General features: G+C 48.1%; 10 protein-coding genes, 9 tRNA genes and 3 rRNA genes. All 22 read left to right on the top strand.

The genetic code is table 11. From position 1 onward, the window contains the following. The first annotated feature begins 9 nt into the window (after nucleotides 1–9). The 22 genes from ACETMN_RS26615 to ruvB all read left to right on the top strand — a co-directional run bounded on the left by ACETMN_RS26615 (nucleotide 10) and on the right by ruvB (nucleotide 17,024). Nucleotides 10–1,296, top strand: coding sequence for a homoserine dehydrogenase (locus ACETMN_RS26615; RefSeq protein WP_017692626.1), 1,287 nt, complete (start codon nucleotides 10–12; stop codon nucleotides 1,294–1,296). Nucleotides 1,297–1,411: 115 nt separating this feature from the next. Then, nucleotides 1,412–2,482 (top strand): threonine synthase, encoded by a 1,071-nt coding sequence (thrC, locus tag ACETMN_RS26610; protein WP_091011905.1) that lies wholly within the window; start codon nucleotides 1,412–1,414, stop codon nucleotides 2,480–2,482. Further along, entirely contained in the window at nucleotides 2,479–3,447 is a 969-nt protein-coding gene (gene thrB / locus ACETMN_RS26605) for a homoserine kinase (protein WP_411735355.1), read from the top strand. The genes thrC and thrB overlap by 4 nt, the downstream gene beginning before the upstream one ends. Next, nucleotides 3,444–4,316 carry a prephenate dehydratase gene (pheA, locus tag ACETMN_RS26600; protein ID WP_074096239.1) on the top strand — a complete coding sequence of 291 codons (873 nt, stop codon included), beginning with the start codon at nucleotides 3,444–3,446 and terminating at the stop codon, nucleotides 4,314–4,316. The genes thrB and pheA overlap by 4 nt, the downstream gene beginning before the upstream one ends. A 147-nt stretch (nucleotides 4,317–4,463) precedes the next feature. Then, nucleotides 4,464–5,348, top strand: coding sequence for a branched-chain-amino-acid transaminase (ilvE, locus tag ACETMN_RS26595; RefSeq protein WP_017692630.1), 885 nt, complete (start codon nucleotides 4,464–4,466; stop codon nucleotides 5,346–5,348). A 195-nt stretch (nucleotides 5,349–5,543) separates the two neighbouring features. Then, nucleotides 5,544–7,166, top strand: a complete 1,623-nt coding sequence (locus tag ACETMN_RS26590) for a LysM peptidoglycan-binding domain-containing protein (protein WP_192136246.1) — start codon at nucleotides 5,544–5,546, stop codon at nucleotides 7,164–7,166. A gap of 545 nt (nucleotides 7,167–7,711) precedes the next feature. Then, nucleotides 7,712–9,264, top strand: a 16S ribosomal RNA gene (locus tag ACETMN_RS26585). A gap of 371 nt (nucleotides 9,265–9,635) precedes the next feature. Continuing rightward, nucleotides 9,636–12,563: ribosomal RNA gene (locus ACETMN_RS26580) — 23S ribosomal RNA — on the top strand. A gap of 79 nt (nucleotides 12,564–12,642) precedes the next feature. Then, nucleotides 12,643–12,759, top strand: a 5S ribosomal RNA gene (gene rrf, locus ACETMN_RS26575). The 16S, 23S and 5S rRNA genes sit together here with 9 tRNA genes alongside, the layout of an rRNA operon. An 83-nt stretch (nucleotides 12,760–12,842) precedes the next feature. Then, nucleotides 12,843–12,918, top strand: a tRNA-Asn gene (locus ACETMN_RS26570). 4 nt (nucleotides 12,919–12,922) lie between these two features. Next, nucleotides 12,923–12,994, top strand: a tRNA-Glu gene (locus ACETMN_RS26565). An 8-nt stretch (nucleotides 12,995–13,002) separates the two neighbouring features. After that, nucleotides 13,003–13,078 (top strand) — tRNA-Val (locus tag ACETMN_RS26560). Between the two features lie 17 nt (nucleotides 13,079–13,095). Next, nucleotides 13,096–13,169: transfer RNA gene (locus tag ACETMN_RS26555), tRNA-Met, on the top strand. Between the two features lie 27 nt (nucleotides 13,170–13,196). Then, nucleotides 13,197–13,274 (top strand) — tRNA-Asp (locus ACETMN_RS26550). Between the two features lie 24 nt (nucleotides 13,275–13,298). After that, nucleotides 13,299–13,373, top strand: a tRNA-Gly gene (locus ACETMN_RS26545). Between the two features lie 6 nt (nucleotides 13,374–13,379). Further along, nucleotides 13,380–13,456 (top strand) — tRNA-Arg (locus ACETMN_RS26540). 16 nt (nucleotides 13,457–13,472) lie between these two features. Then, nucleotides 13,473–13,551: transfer RNA gene (locus ACETMN_RS26535), tRNA-Leu, on the top strand. Nucleotides 13,552–13,558: 7 nt separating this feature from the next. Beyond that, nucleotides 13,559–13,632: transfer RNA gene (locus ACETMN_RS26530), tRNA-Pro, on the top strand. Nucleotides 13,633–13,834: 202 nt separating this feature from the next. Next, nucleotides 13,835–14,527 (top strand): BofC C-terminal domain-containing protein, encoded by a 693-nt coding sequence (locus ACETMN_RS26525; RefSeq protein ID WP_210109136.1) that lies wholly within the window; start codon nucleotides 13,835–13,837, stop codon nucleotides 14,525–14,527. A 316-nt stretch (nucleotides 14,528–14,843) separates the two neighbouring features. Continuing rightward, the gene (gene ruvC, locus ACETMN_RS26520) at nucleotides 14,844–15,347 is read left to right on the top strand and encodes a crossover junction endodeoxyribonuclease RuvC (RefSeq protein ID WP_017686765.1); all 504 of its coding nucleotides are present in this window, start codon (nucleotides 14,844–14,846) and stop codon (nucleotides 15,345–15,347) included. Next, a complete protein-coding gene (ruvA, locus tag ACETMN_RS26515; protein WP_036616866.1) occupies nucleotides 15,344–15,958 on the top strand; it encodes a Holliday junction branch migration protein RuvA in 615 nt (204 codons plus the stop codon). The genes ruvC and ruvA overlap by 4 nt, the downstream gene beginning before the upstream one ends. 55 nt (nucleotides 15,959–16,013) lie before the next feature. Then, a complete protein-coding gene (ruvB, locus tag ACETMN_RS26510) occupies nucleotides 16,014–17,024 on the top strand; it encodes a Holliday junction branch migration DNA helicase RuvB (protein WP_411735354.1) in 1,011 nt (336 codons plus the stop codon). Nucleotides 17,025–17,064: the final 40 nt, after the last annotated feature.

Genomic DNA, 17,064 nt, shown 5'->3' with positions numbered 1-17,064 from the left:
AGATCGTTAGTGAAACCAGTAAAAGTCGGATTGTTGGGTCTGGGAACTGTCGGAACGGGAGTCGTTCGCATTGTGGAAGGGAATCAGGAGGATCTGAGCAGTCAGGTTGGATCGCCGATTGTCATTGAGAAGATCGCAGTGAAAAATACAGAGAAAGAACGTGTTATTGCTGTAGACCGTGCCAAGCTTACGGAAGATCCTTGGGAAGTCATTCGGCATCCGGATATTGATGTCATCGTTGAAGTCATGGGCGGCATTGATCAGACGAAGGAGTATATTCTTGAAGCGTTGGAACGTGGGAAACATATCGTAACAGCAAACAAAGATCTCATGGCACTGCATGGTACAGAGATTTTGGCGAAGGCACAGGAAAAACAATGTGACGTGTTCTATGAGGCGAGTGTTGCTGGAGGGATTCCGATCATTCGTACGCTGATTGAAGGTTTCTCTTCTGATCGGATTACCCGCATTATGGGGATTGTGAACGGAACAACGAACTTTATTCTGACCAAAATGAGTCAGGAAGGTGCATCCTATGAAGAAGTACTGGCTGAAGCACAGGCTCTGGGATATGCCGAATCGGATCCAACTTCCGATGTGGAGGGACTTGACGCAGCTCGCAAAATGGCGATTTTGAGTACACTCGGTTTCCGCACCAATGTGGAGCTGAAGGATGTAACTGTTAAAGGAATATCCTCCGTAACTCGAGAAGACATTATGTATGCCAAAAGATTGGGCTATGAGATGAAGTTACTTGGTATTGCGGACCGTATTGGCGATGAGATCACGATCAGCGTTCAGCCGACAATGGTTAGACAGAATCATCCGATTGCTTCAGTCAACGGTGTGTTCAACGCAGTATATGTACACGGTGAAGCTGTAGGGGAGACGATGTTCTACGGTGCGGGTGCGGGAGAACTCCCAACGGCAACTTCGGTTGTAGCTGACATTGTGGCGGTTACCAAAAACCTTAAACTTGGCGTGAACGGTCTCAAAGCAATTGTGCCTTATAAGATTAAGCGACTGCAAAGCGACGAGCAGATCGTGTCAAAAAACTTTATTTTACTACACGTAGACGATAAAGCCGGTGTATTGGCACAGATCACACAAATTTTCGCAGAATATGATGTCAGTCTGGCGTCGGTTGTTCAACAGCCGAATGAGCACAACCCGGATGCCGAGATCATTATCGTTACACATAATGCGAGTAAGGCAAGCATGGATAAAGTGTTAAAACATTTTGAATCACTCAGCGTCATTCGCCGCATTAAGAGTGTCTACCGGGTCGAAGGATAATTATCCATATCCCATACGGCATCTCAATTATTTCAGTTATAACGTACAAGTTAATCATATCTGGTTTAACAGGTCATCATTTCAGATTATTAAAACATAAAGGAGTTTACCCACAATGAGATATCAAGGACTTTTGCAAACGTACAGAGACCACCTTCCAGTTAATGAAAATACACCCCTGCTTACGCTTCAGGAAGGAAATACACCGTTGATTCATGCAGAGAATCTGTCTGAGGAACTCGGTTTGAATGTTTATTTCAAGTATGAAGGTTTGAACCCTACGGGATCTTTCAAAGACCGCGGTATGGTTATGGCAGTTGCCAAAGCTATGGAAGAGGGCAGCCGTACGATTATGTGTGCATCCACAGGTAATACGTCAGCAGCTGCTGCGGCCTACGCCGCACGTGGTGGCCTCAATTGTATCGTACTGATCCCGAATAACAACATTGCACTGGGTAAACTGGCCCAAGCCATGATCTATGGAGCTAAGGTAATTGCGATTAATGGTAACTTTGACCGTGCACTGGAGATTGTGCGTGAGATCACAGCCAAACATCCGATCACGCTTGTAAACTCTGTGAATCCGTTCCGGATCGAAGGACAGAAGACAGCAGCGTTTGAAGTCATTGAACAACTTGGCGAAGCGCCTGACGTTCTGGCTATTCCAGTCGGTAATGCGGGTAATATTTCGGCTTATTGGAAAGGTTTCAAAGAATATAAAGAGGCAGGCAAGTCCAGCACACTTCCACGTATGGTTGGTTTCGAAGCAGAAGGTGCGATGGCCATTGTCAAAGGTGAGCCGATCCTTGAACCTGAAACAGTAGCAACAGCGATTCGAATCGGTAATCCAGCGAGCTGGAAAACGGCAGTAGCTGCAGCTGAGGAATCTGGTGGACAGATCAACTATGTAACGGATGAACAAATCCTGACAGCGTACCGTACACTTGCTTCTCGGGAAGGGATTTTTGCTGAACCTGCTTCTGCGGCTTCCCTTGCCGGTGTATACAAACTGAAGAGTGAAGGGTACTTTAAAGGCGGAGAGACTGTCGTTTGTGTACTGACAGGTAATGGCCTGAAAGATCCTAATATTGCGATCAAAACAGTAGCGACTGAGCCACTTGTTGTTGAAGATACGGAAGAAGCAGTAATGGCGGCTATTGCACAACTGGAGCAGCAATCTGTATGAGTTTGCGTGAAAAGGTAACTGTAAAAATACCTGCAAGCACAGCCAATCTCGGTCCGGGGTTTGATACCCTGGGCATGGCATTGTCTTTGTATGCCTGGTTGGAAATGAAACCTGCCGAACAGACGTCATTTCATCTTTACGGCAATCATTTGACAGGTCTGCCAACAGATAAATCGAATTTGATTTACGAAGTTGCACAGATGGTATTCAATGAAGCTGGGGTATCCATCCCTGAATTGGAGATTTCCATGTATTCCGATATTCCGCTTACGCGGGGACTCGGGAGCAGTGCATCAGCCATCGTTGGTGCATTGGCAGCAGCGAATGCATTAATTGGTGCTCCTTTATCCGATGCGAAGCTTCTGGATATGGCCACATCCCTCGAGAAGCATCCTGATAATGTGGGAGCATCTCTGTATGGCGGTATTATTACGGCTGCATGGAATGGTCAACAGGTAGATCATATACGTATTGAACCACACCAGGATCTGCAGGCGTTGGTTATTATACCTGAATTCCAGCTGTCTACTTCAAAAGCAAGGAATGTAATTCCAGAGCAATTTGGCATGTCTGATGTGGTGCATAACATTAGCAGATCTTCACTGCTCGTTGCCGCTTTGGCGAGTGGACGACTGGATATAATTCAGAAGGCGATGTCAGATCGAATTCACCAACCATATCGGGCATCATTGGTGCCAGGCATGGCTGAGATATTGGAACATGCTGTTGATCATGGAGCGTTGGGAGCTGCCCTGAGCGGAGCTGGCCCGACCGTATTGACTTTGGTAGATCGTCATGACACCCGGAAAGCGGGATTGGAACAATATTTGCTGGACACTATGGAGCGGGAGGGCATATCTGCTTCTGCACTGTGGCTCGATCCGGATTTGGACGGTGTAACCGTGCTGCCTGATCAAGACGAACGTCCTTTTCTGGACAGAATCAAAGGGGAAGTTAATGCATGAAACGAATTGCAGTATTACCTGAAGGCTCAGTCTCTCATGAGGCAATTGATTTCCTTTTCAACGGAGAACCATTAGATTTGCTTCACTCCAAGCTCATTTCGGATGTGTTTAGAGCAACGGATAGCGGGAATGCACAATACAGTGTCATTCCGATCGAAAATACCATTGAGGGTTCCGTTAGTCTCCATATGGACTGGCTTGTGAATGAAGTAGACATTCCGATGCAAGCAGAGTGGGTATACCCATCCATCCAGAATGTTATCGGACATGGCTCGGAATTTAAGACAGAGAGTGGCGAGTATGATTTCGGTAGAATTACCAAGATCATGTCCCATCCAGTGGCTATTCCACAGTGTCAGAATTTTATTCGGCTACATTCGCCTGGGGCCGACCTTGAAGGTGTGAACAGTACAGCCGAAGCTGTAGAAATTGTGAAAAAAAATCCAGGTAAGGGCTGGGTGGCGATCGGTACCAAGCTTGCTGCTCAGAAGCATGGCTTGGACATTATGGCTGAACGGGTTACAGATCATGACAACAACTACACCCGTTTTGTGCTCATTGGCCATGAACCTGTGAACATTCCACGTGAACCGGATCATGTAAAAACCAGCTTGCTGGTGACGTTGCCAGAAGATGCACCGGGTGCGTTGCATCAGGTATTGTCAGCTTTTGCATGGCGGAAGCTGAACTTGACCCGTCTCGAATCTCGTCCAACGAAGAAACGATTGGGCAGTTACTATTTTTACATTGATGTTGTGGAAACGGTCGATTCGGTATTGCTTACCGCAGCCATGGCAGAGATTGAAGCATTGAATTGTCAGGTGCGCGTTCTGGGTAGCTATCCTTGTTATACATATCCTTCGAGATAATTGACCTGATGGTGTTTGGGAATGTTAGAAGGTTGTCGTAAGTCGGGTAGAATGAGCGAGTAATGGCTTGTCATTTGGTGTACAATGGACGGGTTAATAACGTTTCGGAGTACAGGGAATGGATATTTTATGGAGGTGCAGTCATCAGTGGCAGAACAATGGATCTATTTGGATGGTCAGTATGTGACCAAGGAGAACGCAACCGTTTCGGTATATGATCATGGATTTTTGTATGGAGACGGGATTTTCGAAGGTATTCGGATCTATAACGGAAATATTTTCAGATGTAAGGCCCACTTGGATCGTTTGTATGATTCGGCAAAATCCATTAGTTTGAACATTCCGCTGTCCATTGATGAGATGCTGGAAGTCATGGCTGAAACGGTGCGCCGCAATGATATGCGTAATGGTTATATTCGTCTTATTGTATCGCGTGGCCCTGGTAATCTGGGGTTGGACCCATTACGTTGCCCTAAGGCATCCGTAATCATCATCGTGGAGCAATTGGCGATCTATCCGGAGGAAGCTTATCTTACTGGATTGAAAGCTGTGTCTGTATCTCAACGCCGGAACATTCCGGACGCATTGAATCCAAAAATTAAATCGTTAAACTATCTGAATAACATCCTGGTTAAAATCCAGTCTAACTATTCAGGTGCTGGTGAAGCGATTATGCTGAACTCCCAAGGTTACGTTACTGAGGGTTCAAGTGATAACATCTTCATCATCAAAAATGGTGTAGTGTACACGCCCCCTTGTTATCTCGGAGCACTTGAAGGTATTACACGTCAAGCGATTATCGATCTATGTGGCGAACTGGAGCTTGAATTAAAAGAAGTGCCATTCACCCTGCATGATGTGTATATCGCAGACGAAGTCTTTTTCACCGGGACAGCTGCAGAAGTTATCGCTGCATATGAAGTGGATGGAAGAACAATTGGCACTGGGGTAGCAGGTCCGGTAACGCTGAGATTGCTGGAAGCATTCCGTCAGATTGTTGACAAAGATGGATATAAAGTGTGGGAATCTTAAGTTAGAATTGCATAACATAGGGAACAGGAATCCTCCTTGTCCGATAAAATTCTGCATACCTGGTGTATGGGGATTTTGGAGACAGGAGGATTTTTTTTGTTTAGTTGATGTCATTAGCCCGGTTTCTGCATAGGATGTAGTAACGGTATGGGCGAATGTACTGCCCAAGTATGACGTCTAGGAGGTTAGTTCCCTGTGAAAATACACATGGTGAAAAAAGGCGACACATTATATCTGCTGTCCCAAAAATACAATGTAGCGCTGGACAAATTGATCGCGGCTAATCCGCAAATCACAAATCCCGACAAGTTGGATATTGGCATGAAGGTCAAAATCCCTGCTGAGCCAGTAACACCGAAACCGGAGGGTGTGCTCCACAGTCACAAGGTGCAGCAAGGAGATTCGTTATGGAAGTTGGCACAAGCCTGGGGAGTTCCTTTGAAAGATATGGTCAATGCCAATCCACAGTTGAAAAACCCGAACGCTCTGTTGGTGGGGGAGACAGTTTATATTCCATCTATGCACGCACAAGGAAACAGCACATCTAATTCGGGTGCCAGCAATATTGCTGCTCATGAAAAGTTGTCACCTGAAGGTAAGGAATACACGGGAGTCAAAGAACCGGAACCACCGGCGCCAGTTATGCCAACTCCTCCTGCTCCAGTAGCAGAGGTTCCTGTTCCGGTCCCTGCTCCACCACCAGCCAATACGGAGAAGCCGAATGTGAAGCCTGAACTGGAGGTACTGCCGCAGTTACCAGAGCTTCCTGAAGTGAAACCCGAAAAGGAAACGCACAAAAAAGAAGAGGTTAAACCCGAAGTTGAGGTAAAACCGGTAGCAGAATCCAAGAAATACACAATGCCTAATCTATCGCCTGAAATTATGCCTTTGCCTGTAATGCCTAATACAAAGTCTCCAACTGAGGTTGCACCAGCAACGAAAAAGCCTTGTGGTTGTGGTAATAAGTTGCATCATGCGCCAGCCGAGCACCCTTATGTTCAAATCCCGGTTCCTGTACAAGAGGTGTATGGTGCTCAGCAAGACATGTACACGGCAGGAGCGAGTAACAATGCGGGGTTTCCAGGGATTCCGGAAGTTAGTCCTTATAGTGGCAGTGATCTGCCTAACAGTCCGTGGACTGGCGCGGAGCAGGGTTATAACCACAATAACGTTATGCCGAATCTGTCCGCAGACATGCAAAACAACTCATTTCCGATTGCACCAGCTGGCGAAGTGAATAGTCCATTCCCAACGTATGTAGCACCTAGTCATATGAATCATCAGCCGCCTTTCATGTCTCCATACTCAATGCTTCCGTACCCTCCATGCGGATGTGGCTCACATACACATATGCCGCAGTATACTTATCCTTCTCATGGTTATCAGGATCCGGCATGGAATATGTACGGTCCTTCGTACGGTATGCCGCCTGAAATGTCCACATCAACGATGCCAAACCAGCCTATTGAGTATGCTTATCAGAATCCGTATCCTACTCAGAGCATGGTTCCGCCGTCCCCTCTTGGAGCATTTGGTGAAATGTACCCTCCTCAAGGGCAAGGCAAGGGTGGTAAAAAAGGGGGGCGTGAAGACGCTAACTTAAGTCAGGTAGCAATTGAAGAGGTTGGATCAGATTCGGAAGGGAAGTCCAAGCAAGCAGGGAATAAACCGACAGCTGCAAAACGCAGAACAAGCAAGGCTCCTCTGAAGAATAAATCCAAGGTATCCGTGTCCGGGAAAACATCCAGAGAGGGTGCAGCTCCTTCCAACCAACGAAAATCTGATAAAAAGCGTCGTAATCCTTGGATACAAAACTAACCTTGGGATTGCGATTGAACAATAAGTGAGGTAGCTGTTATATAAGCGGGAAGCCAGCTCTGTAATAGAGAGCTGGCTTCCCGCTTACCTGAGTGAACATTGAGGTGCGCATAACGGAGATTTAGTTGCCCAGGAAATGATAGAAAGCATTTTATTAAGAAGTTATTGTAAACCCTTTCATAAATGTGTTAAAATATTTGTATACTATTAGCATGACCTAATATGGAAGGACAAGATAGGGTACGGATATGATAGCTTTGGCTAATGTAAAACTACTAAAGAAAAGAAATGAAAAAAACTGTTGCATTACATTCAGCCGTATGATATATTATTTAAGTCGCCGCTGAAACACAGTGCTGACACGGGAAACACAAGAGATAATGAAATAAGTTTGATCTTTGAAAACTGAACAACGAGTGAGTAAACATTCTGCTTGCAGAATGAACGCGAAAGTTGAGACAAGCCTTGGCTTGAATCGACTGGAGCACAAATGAGATTTTTAATCTCGTCAGATTCAAAATGAGCTTATCGCTCTTTTCAATACTTTATTGGAGAGTTTGATCCTGGCTCAGGACGAACGCTGGCGGCATGCCTAATACATGCAAGTCGAGCGGACTTGAAGAGAAGCTTGCTTCTCTGATGGTTAGCGGCGGACGGGTGAGTAACACGTAGGCAACCTGCCCTCAAGTTTGGGACAACTACCGGAAACGGTAGCTAATACCGAATAATTGTTTTCTTCGCCTGAAGGAAACTGGAAAGACGGAGCAATCTGTCACTTGGGGATGGGCCTGCGGCGCATTAGCTAGTTGGTGAGGTAACGGCTCACCAAGGCGACGATGCGTAGCCGACCTGAGAGGGTGATCGGCCACACTGGGACTGAGACACGGCCCAGACTCCTACGGGAGGCAGCAGTAGGGAATCTTCCGCAATGGGCGAAAGCCTGACGGAGCAATGCCGCGTGAGTGATGAAGGTTTTCGGATCGTAAAGCTCTGTTGCCAGGGAAGAACGCTTGGGAGAGTAACTGCTCTCAAGGTGACGGTACCTGAGAAGAAAGCCCCGGCTAACTACGTGCCAGCAGCCGCGGTAATACGTAGGGGGCAAGCGTTGTCCGGAATTATTGGGCGTAAAGCGCGCGCAGGCGGTCATTTAAGTCTGGTGTTTAATCCCGGGGCTCAACCCCGGATCGCACTGGAAACTGGGTGACTTGAGTGCAGAAGAGGAGAGTGGAATTCCACGTGTAGCGGTGAAATGCGTAGATATGTGGAGGAACACCAGTGGCGAAGGCGACTCTCTGGGCTGTAACTGACGCTGAGGCGCGAAAGCGTGGGGAGCAAACAGGATTAGATACCCTGGTAGTCCACGCCGTAAACGATGAGTGCTAGGTGTTAGGGGTTTCGATACCCTTGGTGCCGAAGTTAACACATTAAGCACTCCGCCTGGGGAGTACGGTCGCAAGACTGAAACTCAAAGGAATTGACGGGGACCCGCACAAGCAGTGGAGTATGTGGTTTAATTCGAAGCAACGCGAAGAACCTTACCAGGTCTTGACATCCCTCTGATCGGTACAGAGATGTACCTTTCCTTCGGGACAGAGGAGACAGGTGGTGCATGGTTGTCGTCAGCTCGTGTCGTGAGATGTTGGGTTAAGTCCCGCAACGAGCGCAACCCTTATATTTAGTTGCCAGCACTTCGGGTGGGCACTCTAGATAGACTGCCGGTGACAAACCGGAGGAAGGTGGGGATGACGTCAAATCATCATGCCCCTTATGACCTGGGCTACACACGTACTACAATGGCCGGTACAACGGGCTGCGAAATCGCGAGATGGAGCCAATCCCAACAAAGCCGGTCTCAGTTCGGATTGCAGGCTGCAACTCGCCTGCATGAAGTCGGAATTGCTAGTAATCGCGGATCAGCATGCCGCGGTGAATACGTTCCCGGGTCTTGTACACACCGCCCGTCACACCACGAGAGTTTATAACACCCGAAGTCGGTGGGGTAACCGCAAGGAGCCAGCCGCCGAAGGTGGGATAGATGATTGGGGTGAAGTCGTAACAAGGTAGCCGTATCGGAAGGTGCGGCTGGATCACCTCCTTTCTATGGAGAATCGTTTCCTGCAACGGAAACATTCAAATAAGCAGGTTCTTAGAACCTGCGACAGCGATTCATTTTGGTCCATCACTTCGGTGTGGATGAAATGAAGAGCACAAGCAACTCACTCGTTGCTCAGTTTTGAGAGCTCAAACTCTCAAACAGCTTGCTTTTGCATGGAGCTTGTTCTTTGAAAACTAGATATCGAAACGAAACAAACGCGAATTAGAACATTCCTTTTTAGCTGAACTTGTGTAAACAAGTTTCAATAAAAACGGTAGTTAAATTGCTGTTGCGATGGTATTGAATGGGAGTGACTTTTGGCTTTGGAAGTAGTCCAAAACAAGGGAAGCGAGCAGCCAAAACCGGAGCAAACTGGTTAAGCTACTAAGAGCACACGGAGGATGCCTAGGCGCTAGGAGCCGATGAAGGACGTGGCGAACAACGAAACTGCCTCGGGGAGCTGTAAGCAAGCTTTGATCCGGGGGTGTCCGAATGGGGAAACCCAGCTGGGGTAATTTCCAGTTACTCACAACTGAATACATAGGTTGTGTAGAGGCATACCAGGGGAACTGAAACATCTAAGTACCCTGAGGAAGAGAAAACAATAGTGATTCCGTCAGTAGCGGCGAGCGAACGCGGAGAAGCCCAAACCAGAGAGCTTGCTCTTTGGGGTTGTGGGACGTCTCACATGGAGTTACAAAGGAACCGGTTAAGCGAAGAGGTCTGGAAAGGCCCGCCAAAGAAGGTAAAAGCCCTGTAGTTGAAAGTCTGTTCCCTCCGAGACGGATCCCGAGTAGTGCGGGGCACGTGAAACCCCGTATGAATCCGGCAGGACCATCTGCCAAGGCTAAATACTTCCTAGCGACCGATAGTGAAGCAGTACCGTGAGGGAAAGGTGAAAAGCACCCCGGAAGGGGAGTGAAATAGAACCTGAAACCGTGTGCTTACAAAAAGTCAGAGCCCGTTTTAGGGGTGATGGCGTGCCTTTTGTAGAATGAACCGGCGAGTTACGTTCCCGTGCAAGGTTAAGGTGAAGAGCCGGAGCCGCAGCGAAAGCGAGTCTGAATAGGGCGACATAGTACGTGGACGTAGACCCGAAACCGGGTGATCTACCCCTGTCCAGGGTGAAGGTGCGGTAACACGCACTGGAGGCCCGAACCCACGCATGTTGAAAAATGCGGGGATGAGGTGGGGGTAGCGGAGAAATTCCAATCGAACTCGGAGATAGCTGGTTCTCCCCGAAATAGCTTTAGGGCTAGCCTCGGAAAACAGAGTCGTGGAGGTAGAGCACTGATTGGGTGCGGGGCCCGCAAGGGTTACCAAGCTCAGTCAAACTCCGAATGCCATAGACTTACTTCCGGGAGTCAGACAGTGAGTGCTAAGATCCATTGTCAAAAGGGAAACAGCCCAGACCATCAGCTAAGGTCCCCAAGTGTGTGTTAAGTGGGAAAGGATGTGGAGTTGCACAGACAACCAGGATGTTGGCTTAGAAGCAGCCACCATTGAAAGAGTGCGTAATAGCTCACTGGTCGAGTGACTCTGCGCCGAAAATGTAACGGGGCTAAACACACCACCGAAGCTATGGCTTGATGCTTTGCATCAGGGGTAGGGGAGCGTTGTATAAGGGTTGAAGGTGTACCGTAAGGAGCGCTGGACATTATACAAGTGAGAATGCCGGTATGAGTAACGAAAAGATCAGTGAGAATCTGATCCGCCGAAAGCCTAAGGGTTCCTGAGGAAGGCTCGTCCGCTCAGGGTAAGTCGGGACCTAAGGCGAGGCCGAAAGGCGTAGTCGAAGGACAACAGGTCGAAATTCCTGTACCACCGTAAGCCGTTATGAGCAATGGGGGGACGCAGTAGGGTAGTGACGCGGACTGATGGATGTCCGTCTAAGCAGTAAGGCTGATGTGTAGGCAAATCCGCACATTGTAAGGCTGAGCTGTGATGGGGAGCGAAAATTATAGTAGCGAAGGTCATGATCTCACACTGCCAAGAAAAGCCTCTAGCCAGGTGAAGGTGCCCGTACCGCAAACCGACACAGGTAGGCGAGAAGAGTATTCTAAGGCGCGCGGAAGAACTCTCGTTAAGGAACTCGGCAAAATGACCCCGTAACTTCGGGAGAAGGGGTGCCCCGGTAGTGTGAATAGCACGAGGGGGCCGCAGTGAAAAGGCCCAAGCGACTGTTTAGCAAAAACACAGGTCTGTGCGAAGCCGTAAGGCGAAGTATACGGGCTGACGCCTGCCCGGTGCTGGAAGGTTAAGGGGAGTGGTTAGGGAGTAATCCCGAAGCTGTGAACCGAAGCCCCAGTAAACGGCGGCCGTAACTATAACGGTCCTAAGGTAGCGAAATTCCTTGTCAGGTAAATTCTGACCCGCACGAATGGCGTAACGACTTGGGCGCTGTCTCAACGAGAGATCCGGTGAAATTTTAATACCTGTGAAGATGCAGGTTACCCGCGACAAGACGGAAAGACCCCATGGAGCTTTACTGCAGCTTGATATTGAATTTGGGTACGATCTGTACAGGATAGGTGGGAGCCTTTGAAGCATGAGCGCCAGCTTGTGTGGAGGCAACGTTGGGATACCACCCTGATCGTATCTAGGTTCTAACCTGGTACCGTAATCCGGTGCGGGGACAGTGTCAGGTGGGCAGTTTGACTGGGGCGGTCGCCTCCTAAAGAGTAACGGAGGCGCCCAAAGGTTCCCTCAGAATGGTTGGAAATCATTCGAAGAGTGCAAAGGCATAAGGGAGCTTGACTGCGAGACCTACAAGTCGAGCAGGGACGAAAGTCGGGCTTAGTGATCCGGTGGTACCGCATGGAAGGGCCATCGCTCAACGGATAAAAGCTACCCTGGGGATAACAGGCTTATCTCCCCCAAGAGTCCACATCGACGGGGAGGTTTGGCACCTCGATGTCGGCTCATCGCATCCTGGGGCTGAAGTAGGTCCCAAGGGTTGGGCTGTTCGCCCATTAAAGCGGTACGCGAGCTGGGTTCAGAACGTCGTGAGACAGTTCGGTCCCTATCTGTCGTGGGCGTAGGAAATTTGAGAGGAGCTGTCCTTAGTACGAGAGGACCGGGATGGACGTACCGCTGGTGTACCAGTTGTTCCGCCAGGAGCACCGCTGGGTAGCTATGTACGGACGGGATAAACGCTGAAAGCATCTAAGCGTGAAGCCCCCCTCAAGATGAGATTTCCCAGTATGTAAGACCCCTTGAAGACGACGAGGTAGATAGGCTGGGGGTGGAAGTGCAGCAATGCATGGAGCTGACCAGTACTAATCGGTCGAGGGCTTATCCAATAGCAAGTGATAATTCGCATGTTTCGTTTCGAATCTAGTTTTCAGAGAACGATCTCTGAAATGTAAGCACAGCTATGCGTTTGGTGGCGATGGCGGAGGGGTTCCACACGTACCCATCCCGAACACGACCGTTAAGCCCTCTAGCGCCGATGGTACTTGGACCGCAGGGTCCTGGGAGAGTAGGACGCCGCCAAGCGAACTCTTTCATCATACATAGAAAACAGGCTCTGCATGTGGACGTTGTACGATGAATTGCATTTGCACTGCAAATGCATATATTCCCTGATAGCTCAGTTGGTAGAGCACTCGACTGTTAATCGAGTTGTCACAGGTTCGAGCCCTGTTCGGGGAGCCATTAAGGCCCGTTGGTCAAGGGGTTAAGACACCTCCCTTTCACGGAGGTAACAGGGGTTCGAATCCCCTACGGGTCATATAAGTTGGAGGCTTAGCTCAGCTGGGAGAGCATCTGCCTTACAAGCAGAGGGTCGGGGGTTCGATCCCCTCAGCCTCCACCATATAAACTTTATAACGACGCGGGGTGGAGCAGCCCGGTAGCTCGTCGGGCTCATAACCCGAAGGCCGCAGGTTCAAATCCTGCCCCCGCAATTATACTTTCCTTTGAGAAAGTGATCTGGAACCGTGGTGTAGTTGGCCTAACATGCCTGCCTGTCACGCAGGAGATCGCGGGTTCGAATCCCGTCGGTTCCGCCATTTTTATATTTATTAATACCGTATGCGGAAGTGGCTCAGCGGTAGAGCATCGCCTTGCCAAGGCGAGGGTCGCGGGTTCGATTCCCGTCTTCCGCTCCAATATTTGCGCCCTTAGCTCAGCTGGATAGAGCGTTTGACTACGAATCAAAAGGCCGGGAGTTCGAATCTCTCAGGGCGCGCCATTATAACTTCAAATTTGCCGGCGTGGCGGAATGGCAGACGCGCTCGACTCAAAATCGAGTGGGAAACCGTGGAGGTTCGAGTCCTCTCGCCGGTATATATAACGGGATGTAGCTCAGCTTGGTAGAGCACCTGGTTTGGGACCAGGGGGTCGCATGTTCAAATCGTGTCATCCCGATCTCTAAAAACACTATCTATAATTAGATAGTGTTTTTTTATATTTATCTATATAAGATTCTATAAATGCAGGTTCCGGTATTCACTATGACAAGTTCTCTAACCTAACACATGTGTGTTCCTTCTTCAGCGATAAGTTAGTTGTGCATAAAGCCTCAGTCTTTAGGTCACAATAGGTTTAAAAAGTGATAGAAGGGGTTCATGTGAACACGTTTAACTTCAGAAAACAATTCAAGAGACGCTGGCGACGGTGGAAACGAACAGTATGGATGACGGCGGCTCTGCTTGCAGTTACGATATTGGCTTATAGCGGGTTGTCCATCTCATCGGCGATTGAGCGTTTGCTGACAACTAATTTTAGTGAGGCAACCAGTGTGATGGGGCCTGTTACGCAGGAAACAAGATCTGAACAGGAGATTCAGGCGTTAGTAGAGCAACTTGATTCTGATCCGGATCATTTGACAAGTGTGGTTTTGGAAACACAGTACATCTGCGGAGTGGAGACAGAGCAGTTAGGCAAGATGGCTAGACCGCAGTTGAAGATGCTCCTTGCTCAACATCCGGAATGGGATGCTACCGTCGGAACATCAGATGAGTTGCATTTGAAGCAACGTGTAGATGATCTTTCACCGCTTTGTAAACAGCAGGCGTATATCAGCATAGATGCTGTAGGGAACCTTAATTTGTACGAGGGTAAGCCAGCAAAAGAGAAGGTTATTCGTACGTTCTTTCAATTGGATGTTGGGACGTTGGAAAGTTCTTTGCCTGAAGGGGTGCTGGATCAATTGCAGCAGGGGATTCGGATTCAGGACAAGGATGAGTATGATAGCGTGATTTCTACGTTCAGTGACTACGCCGTGGATGAAGATCATCATTTAATCCGTAATGGCGGGTAATCCAAACGTCCTCACCTACAGTACTAAGATTGTGAAGTACTGAAACGATGGTGAAATGAGTGGCAATAGCAATAACATTGATGGTTTAGGGAACCAAGCGTTACACCCAAATATATGTGGAATATGATGAAGGACATCGAAGAGATGTCCTTTTGTCGTTTATACTGAAATAGTTGAAAATACGAATAAACATGTAAAAATTCCGCGAATAAAGACGAGTAATCAGTTAGACAAAGTTTTTCCTGCCGCAGGGTCTATCTTTTGTTATAATGAAATGAACGATACATATGTTCGCTTTTGTGAGGGAGAGATGGTTTTGCGTTTTTTGGGAATTGACCCGGGTATTGCGATTGTTGGTTTTGGTTTTGTGGATAAAATCGGCAGTAAGGTGGTACCCGTACAATATGGATGTATTCAGACGGAAGCTCATACCCCTGAAGAGGAACGGTTGCTTCACGTATATGAAGGTATGGTGCAATTGATTGATAAATACAAACCTGACGCAGTAGCGCTAGAGAAACTTTTTTTCAACCGGAACGTTACAACAGCAATGTCTGTCAGTCAGGCGAGAGGCGTTATGGTACTCGCTGCCGCGCAGAAGGGTTTACCTATTGCAGAGTATACGCCAATGCAGATCAAGCAGGCTGTTGTGGGGTACGGTAAAGCGGAGAAGAAGCAAGTACAGGAGATGGTCAAAATGTTCTTGCGTCTTCAGGTCGTTCCTAAGCCGGATGACGTAGCGGATGCATTAGCTGTAGCCGTGTGCCACGCACACTCTTATACATTAAATTCCAAGTTGAATGAGGTATTGCGAAAATGATTGATTTTCTAAGAGGACAGTTCATTCATGTAGAGAATGATTATATTGTTCTGGATGTTCATGGTGTAGGGTATCGCGTATTCTGTCCGAATCCATTTGCGTTTGCCAAGCAAGAAGGCGAAATTACGGTGTACACTCACCATCATGTGCGTGAGGATGCGATGTTGCTGTTTGGATTTGTTACCCGGGACGAGCAGCGTTTGTTCCGTAAACTGATTGAAGTATCCGGTATCGGTCCAAAAGTAGCTCTGGGCATACTCGCTGGAGGTACACCAGAACATGTGGTTACGGCGATTTATCAGGAGAATCTTACGTTCTTGACCAAATTGCCAGGCATCGGCAAGAAGACTGCACAACGCATGATTCTGGATCTCAAGGATAAGCTGGATAGCTTTGGTGCGGCAGCGTATGCAACAGGTTTGTTCGCTCCTCCATCGGAAGAGTCGGGAAGTGGTTCAGCCTGGGATGAGGCACGTGAAGGTCTCAAGGCACTTGGGTATACTGACAGTGAGCTTGATAAAGTATGGCTCAAATTGAAAAAGGATGTTACTACAGCAGATTCCGTTGATGTGTTGATGAAAAAGGCGCTGCAAATGCTGTTTACGGGATAATACAAATTGCATATTATAATATAGCTGTAGCCTGCAAAAAAAGGTAGGGATGAACATGGATGATCGGATTATTTCCGCGAACCTGATGATGGAGGACCAAAATGTTGAGTTGAGTCTTCGTCCCCGGTATCTGAATGAATATATCGGGCAGAATCAGGTGAAGGAAAATTTAAAGATATATATTGAAGCTGCCAAATTCCGTAATGAGGCATTGGATCACGTTTTGTTATATGGCCCACCTGGACTGGGTAAAACAACACTTGCCAACATTATTGCCAACGAACTGGGTGTTAATTTACGAACTACGTCAGGACCGGCTATTGAACGCCCGGGTGATCTTGCAGCATTGTTAACCAATCTGCAGGAAGGCGATGTCCTGTTTATTGATGAGATTCATCGTTTGCATCGTACAGTTGAAGAAGTCATGTACCCCGCTATGGAAGATTCCGCATTGGACATTATGATTGGTAAAGGTCCAAGTGCACGTTCCGTTCGGCTGGATCTGCCGCCATTCACTCTGATTGGGGCTACAACGCGTGCTGGCTTGCTGTCTGCTCCACTTCGAGACCGATTTGGTGTTATCAGTCGATTGGAATTCTACACAGTTGATGAGCTGGCTTATATCGTCTCACGCTCTACCGAAATTTTGGGTGTGGAAATTGTGGGGGATGCTGCGCAAGAGATTGCATTGCGCTCACGTGGGACACCGAGGATAGCGAACCGTTTGTTAAAACGAGTACGTGACTTTGCACAGGTGCGTGGTGACGGGATTATAACACAGACACTGGCTGAAGAAGCGCTGCAACGTCTCCAGATTGATCCGCGTGGCCTGGATGAGATCGATCATAAGATGCTCAAATCGATGATCAACAGCTTCCGGGGAGGTCCGGTAGGGTTGGATACCATTGCTGCTACAATTGGTGAAGAAAGTCAGACGATCGAGGATGTTTATGAACCGTATCTGCTTCAGATTGGTATGATTCAGCGTACACCAAGGGGCAGGATCGTAACAGATCTAGCCTATCATCATTTGGGTATACCTGTTCCACCAAGAGACGGAAAATAATAGAGCCTGGTGAAAGTCCACGATTCGAACGTTTACCAAT

Source organism: Paenibacillus sp. M2, from assembly GCF_046713495.1.
In the GTDB taxonomy this organism is placed as follows: domain Bacteria; phylum Bacillota; class Bacilli; order Paenibacillales; family Paenibacillaceae; genus Paenibacillus; species Paenibacillus amylolyticus_B.
This window is presented reverse-complemented; position numbering and strand designations above follow the sequence as displayed.

Coding starts and splice junctions, on each gene's coding strand:
- ruvA (WP_036616866.1), top strand. CDS start 15,344: ATGATTGATTTTCTAAGAGGACAGTTCATTCATGTAGAGAATGATTAT.
- ruvB (WP_411735354.1), top strand. CDS start 16,014: ATGGATGATCGGATTATTTCCGCGAACCTGATGATGGAGGACCAAAAT.
- thrC (WP_091011905.1), top strand. CDS start 1,412: ATGAGATATCAAGGACTTTTGCAAACGTACAGAGACCACCTTCCAGTT.
- thrB (WP_411735355.1), top strand. CDS start 2,479: ATGAGTTTGCGTGAAAAGGTAACTGTAAAAATACCTGCAAGCACAGCC.
- pheA (WP_074096239.1), top strand. CDS start 3,444: ATGAAACGAATTGCAGTATTACCTGAAGGCTCAGTCTCTCATGAGGCA.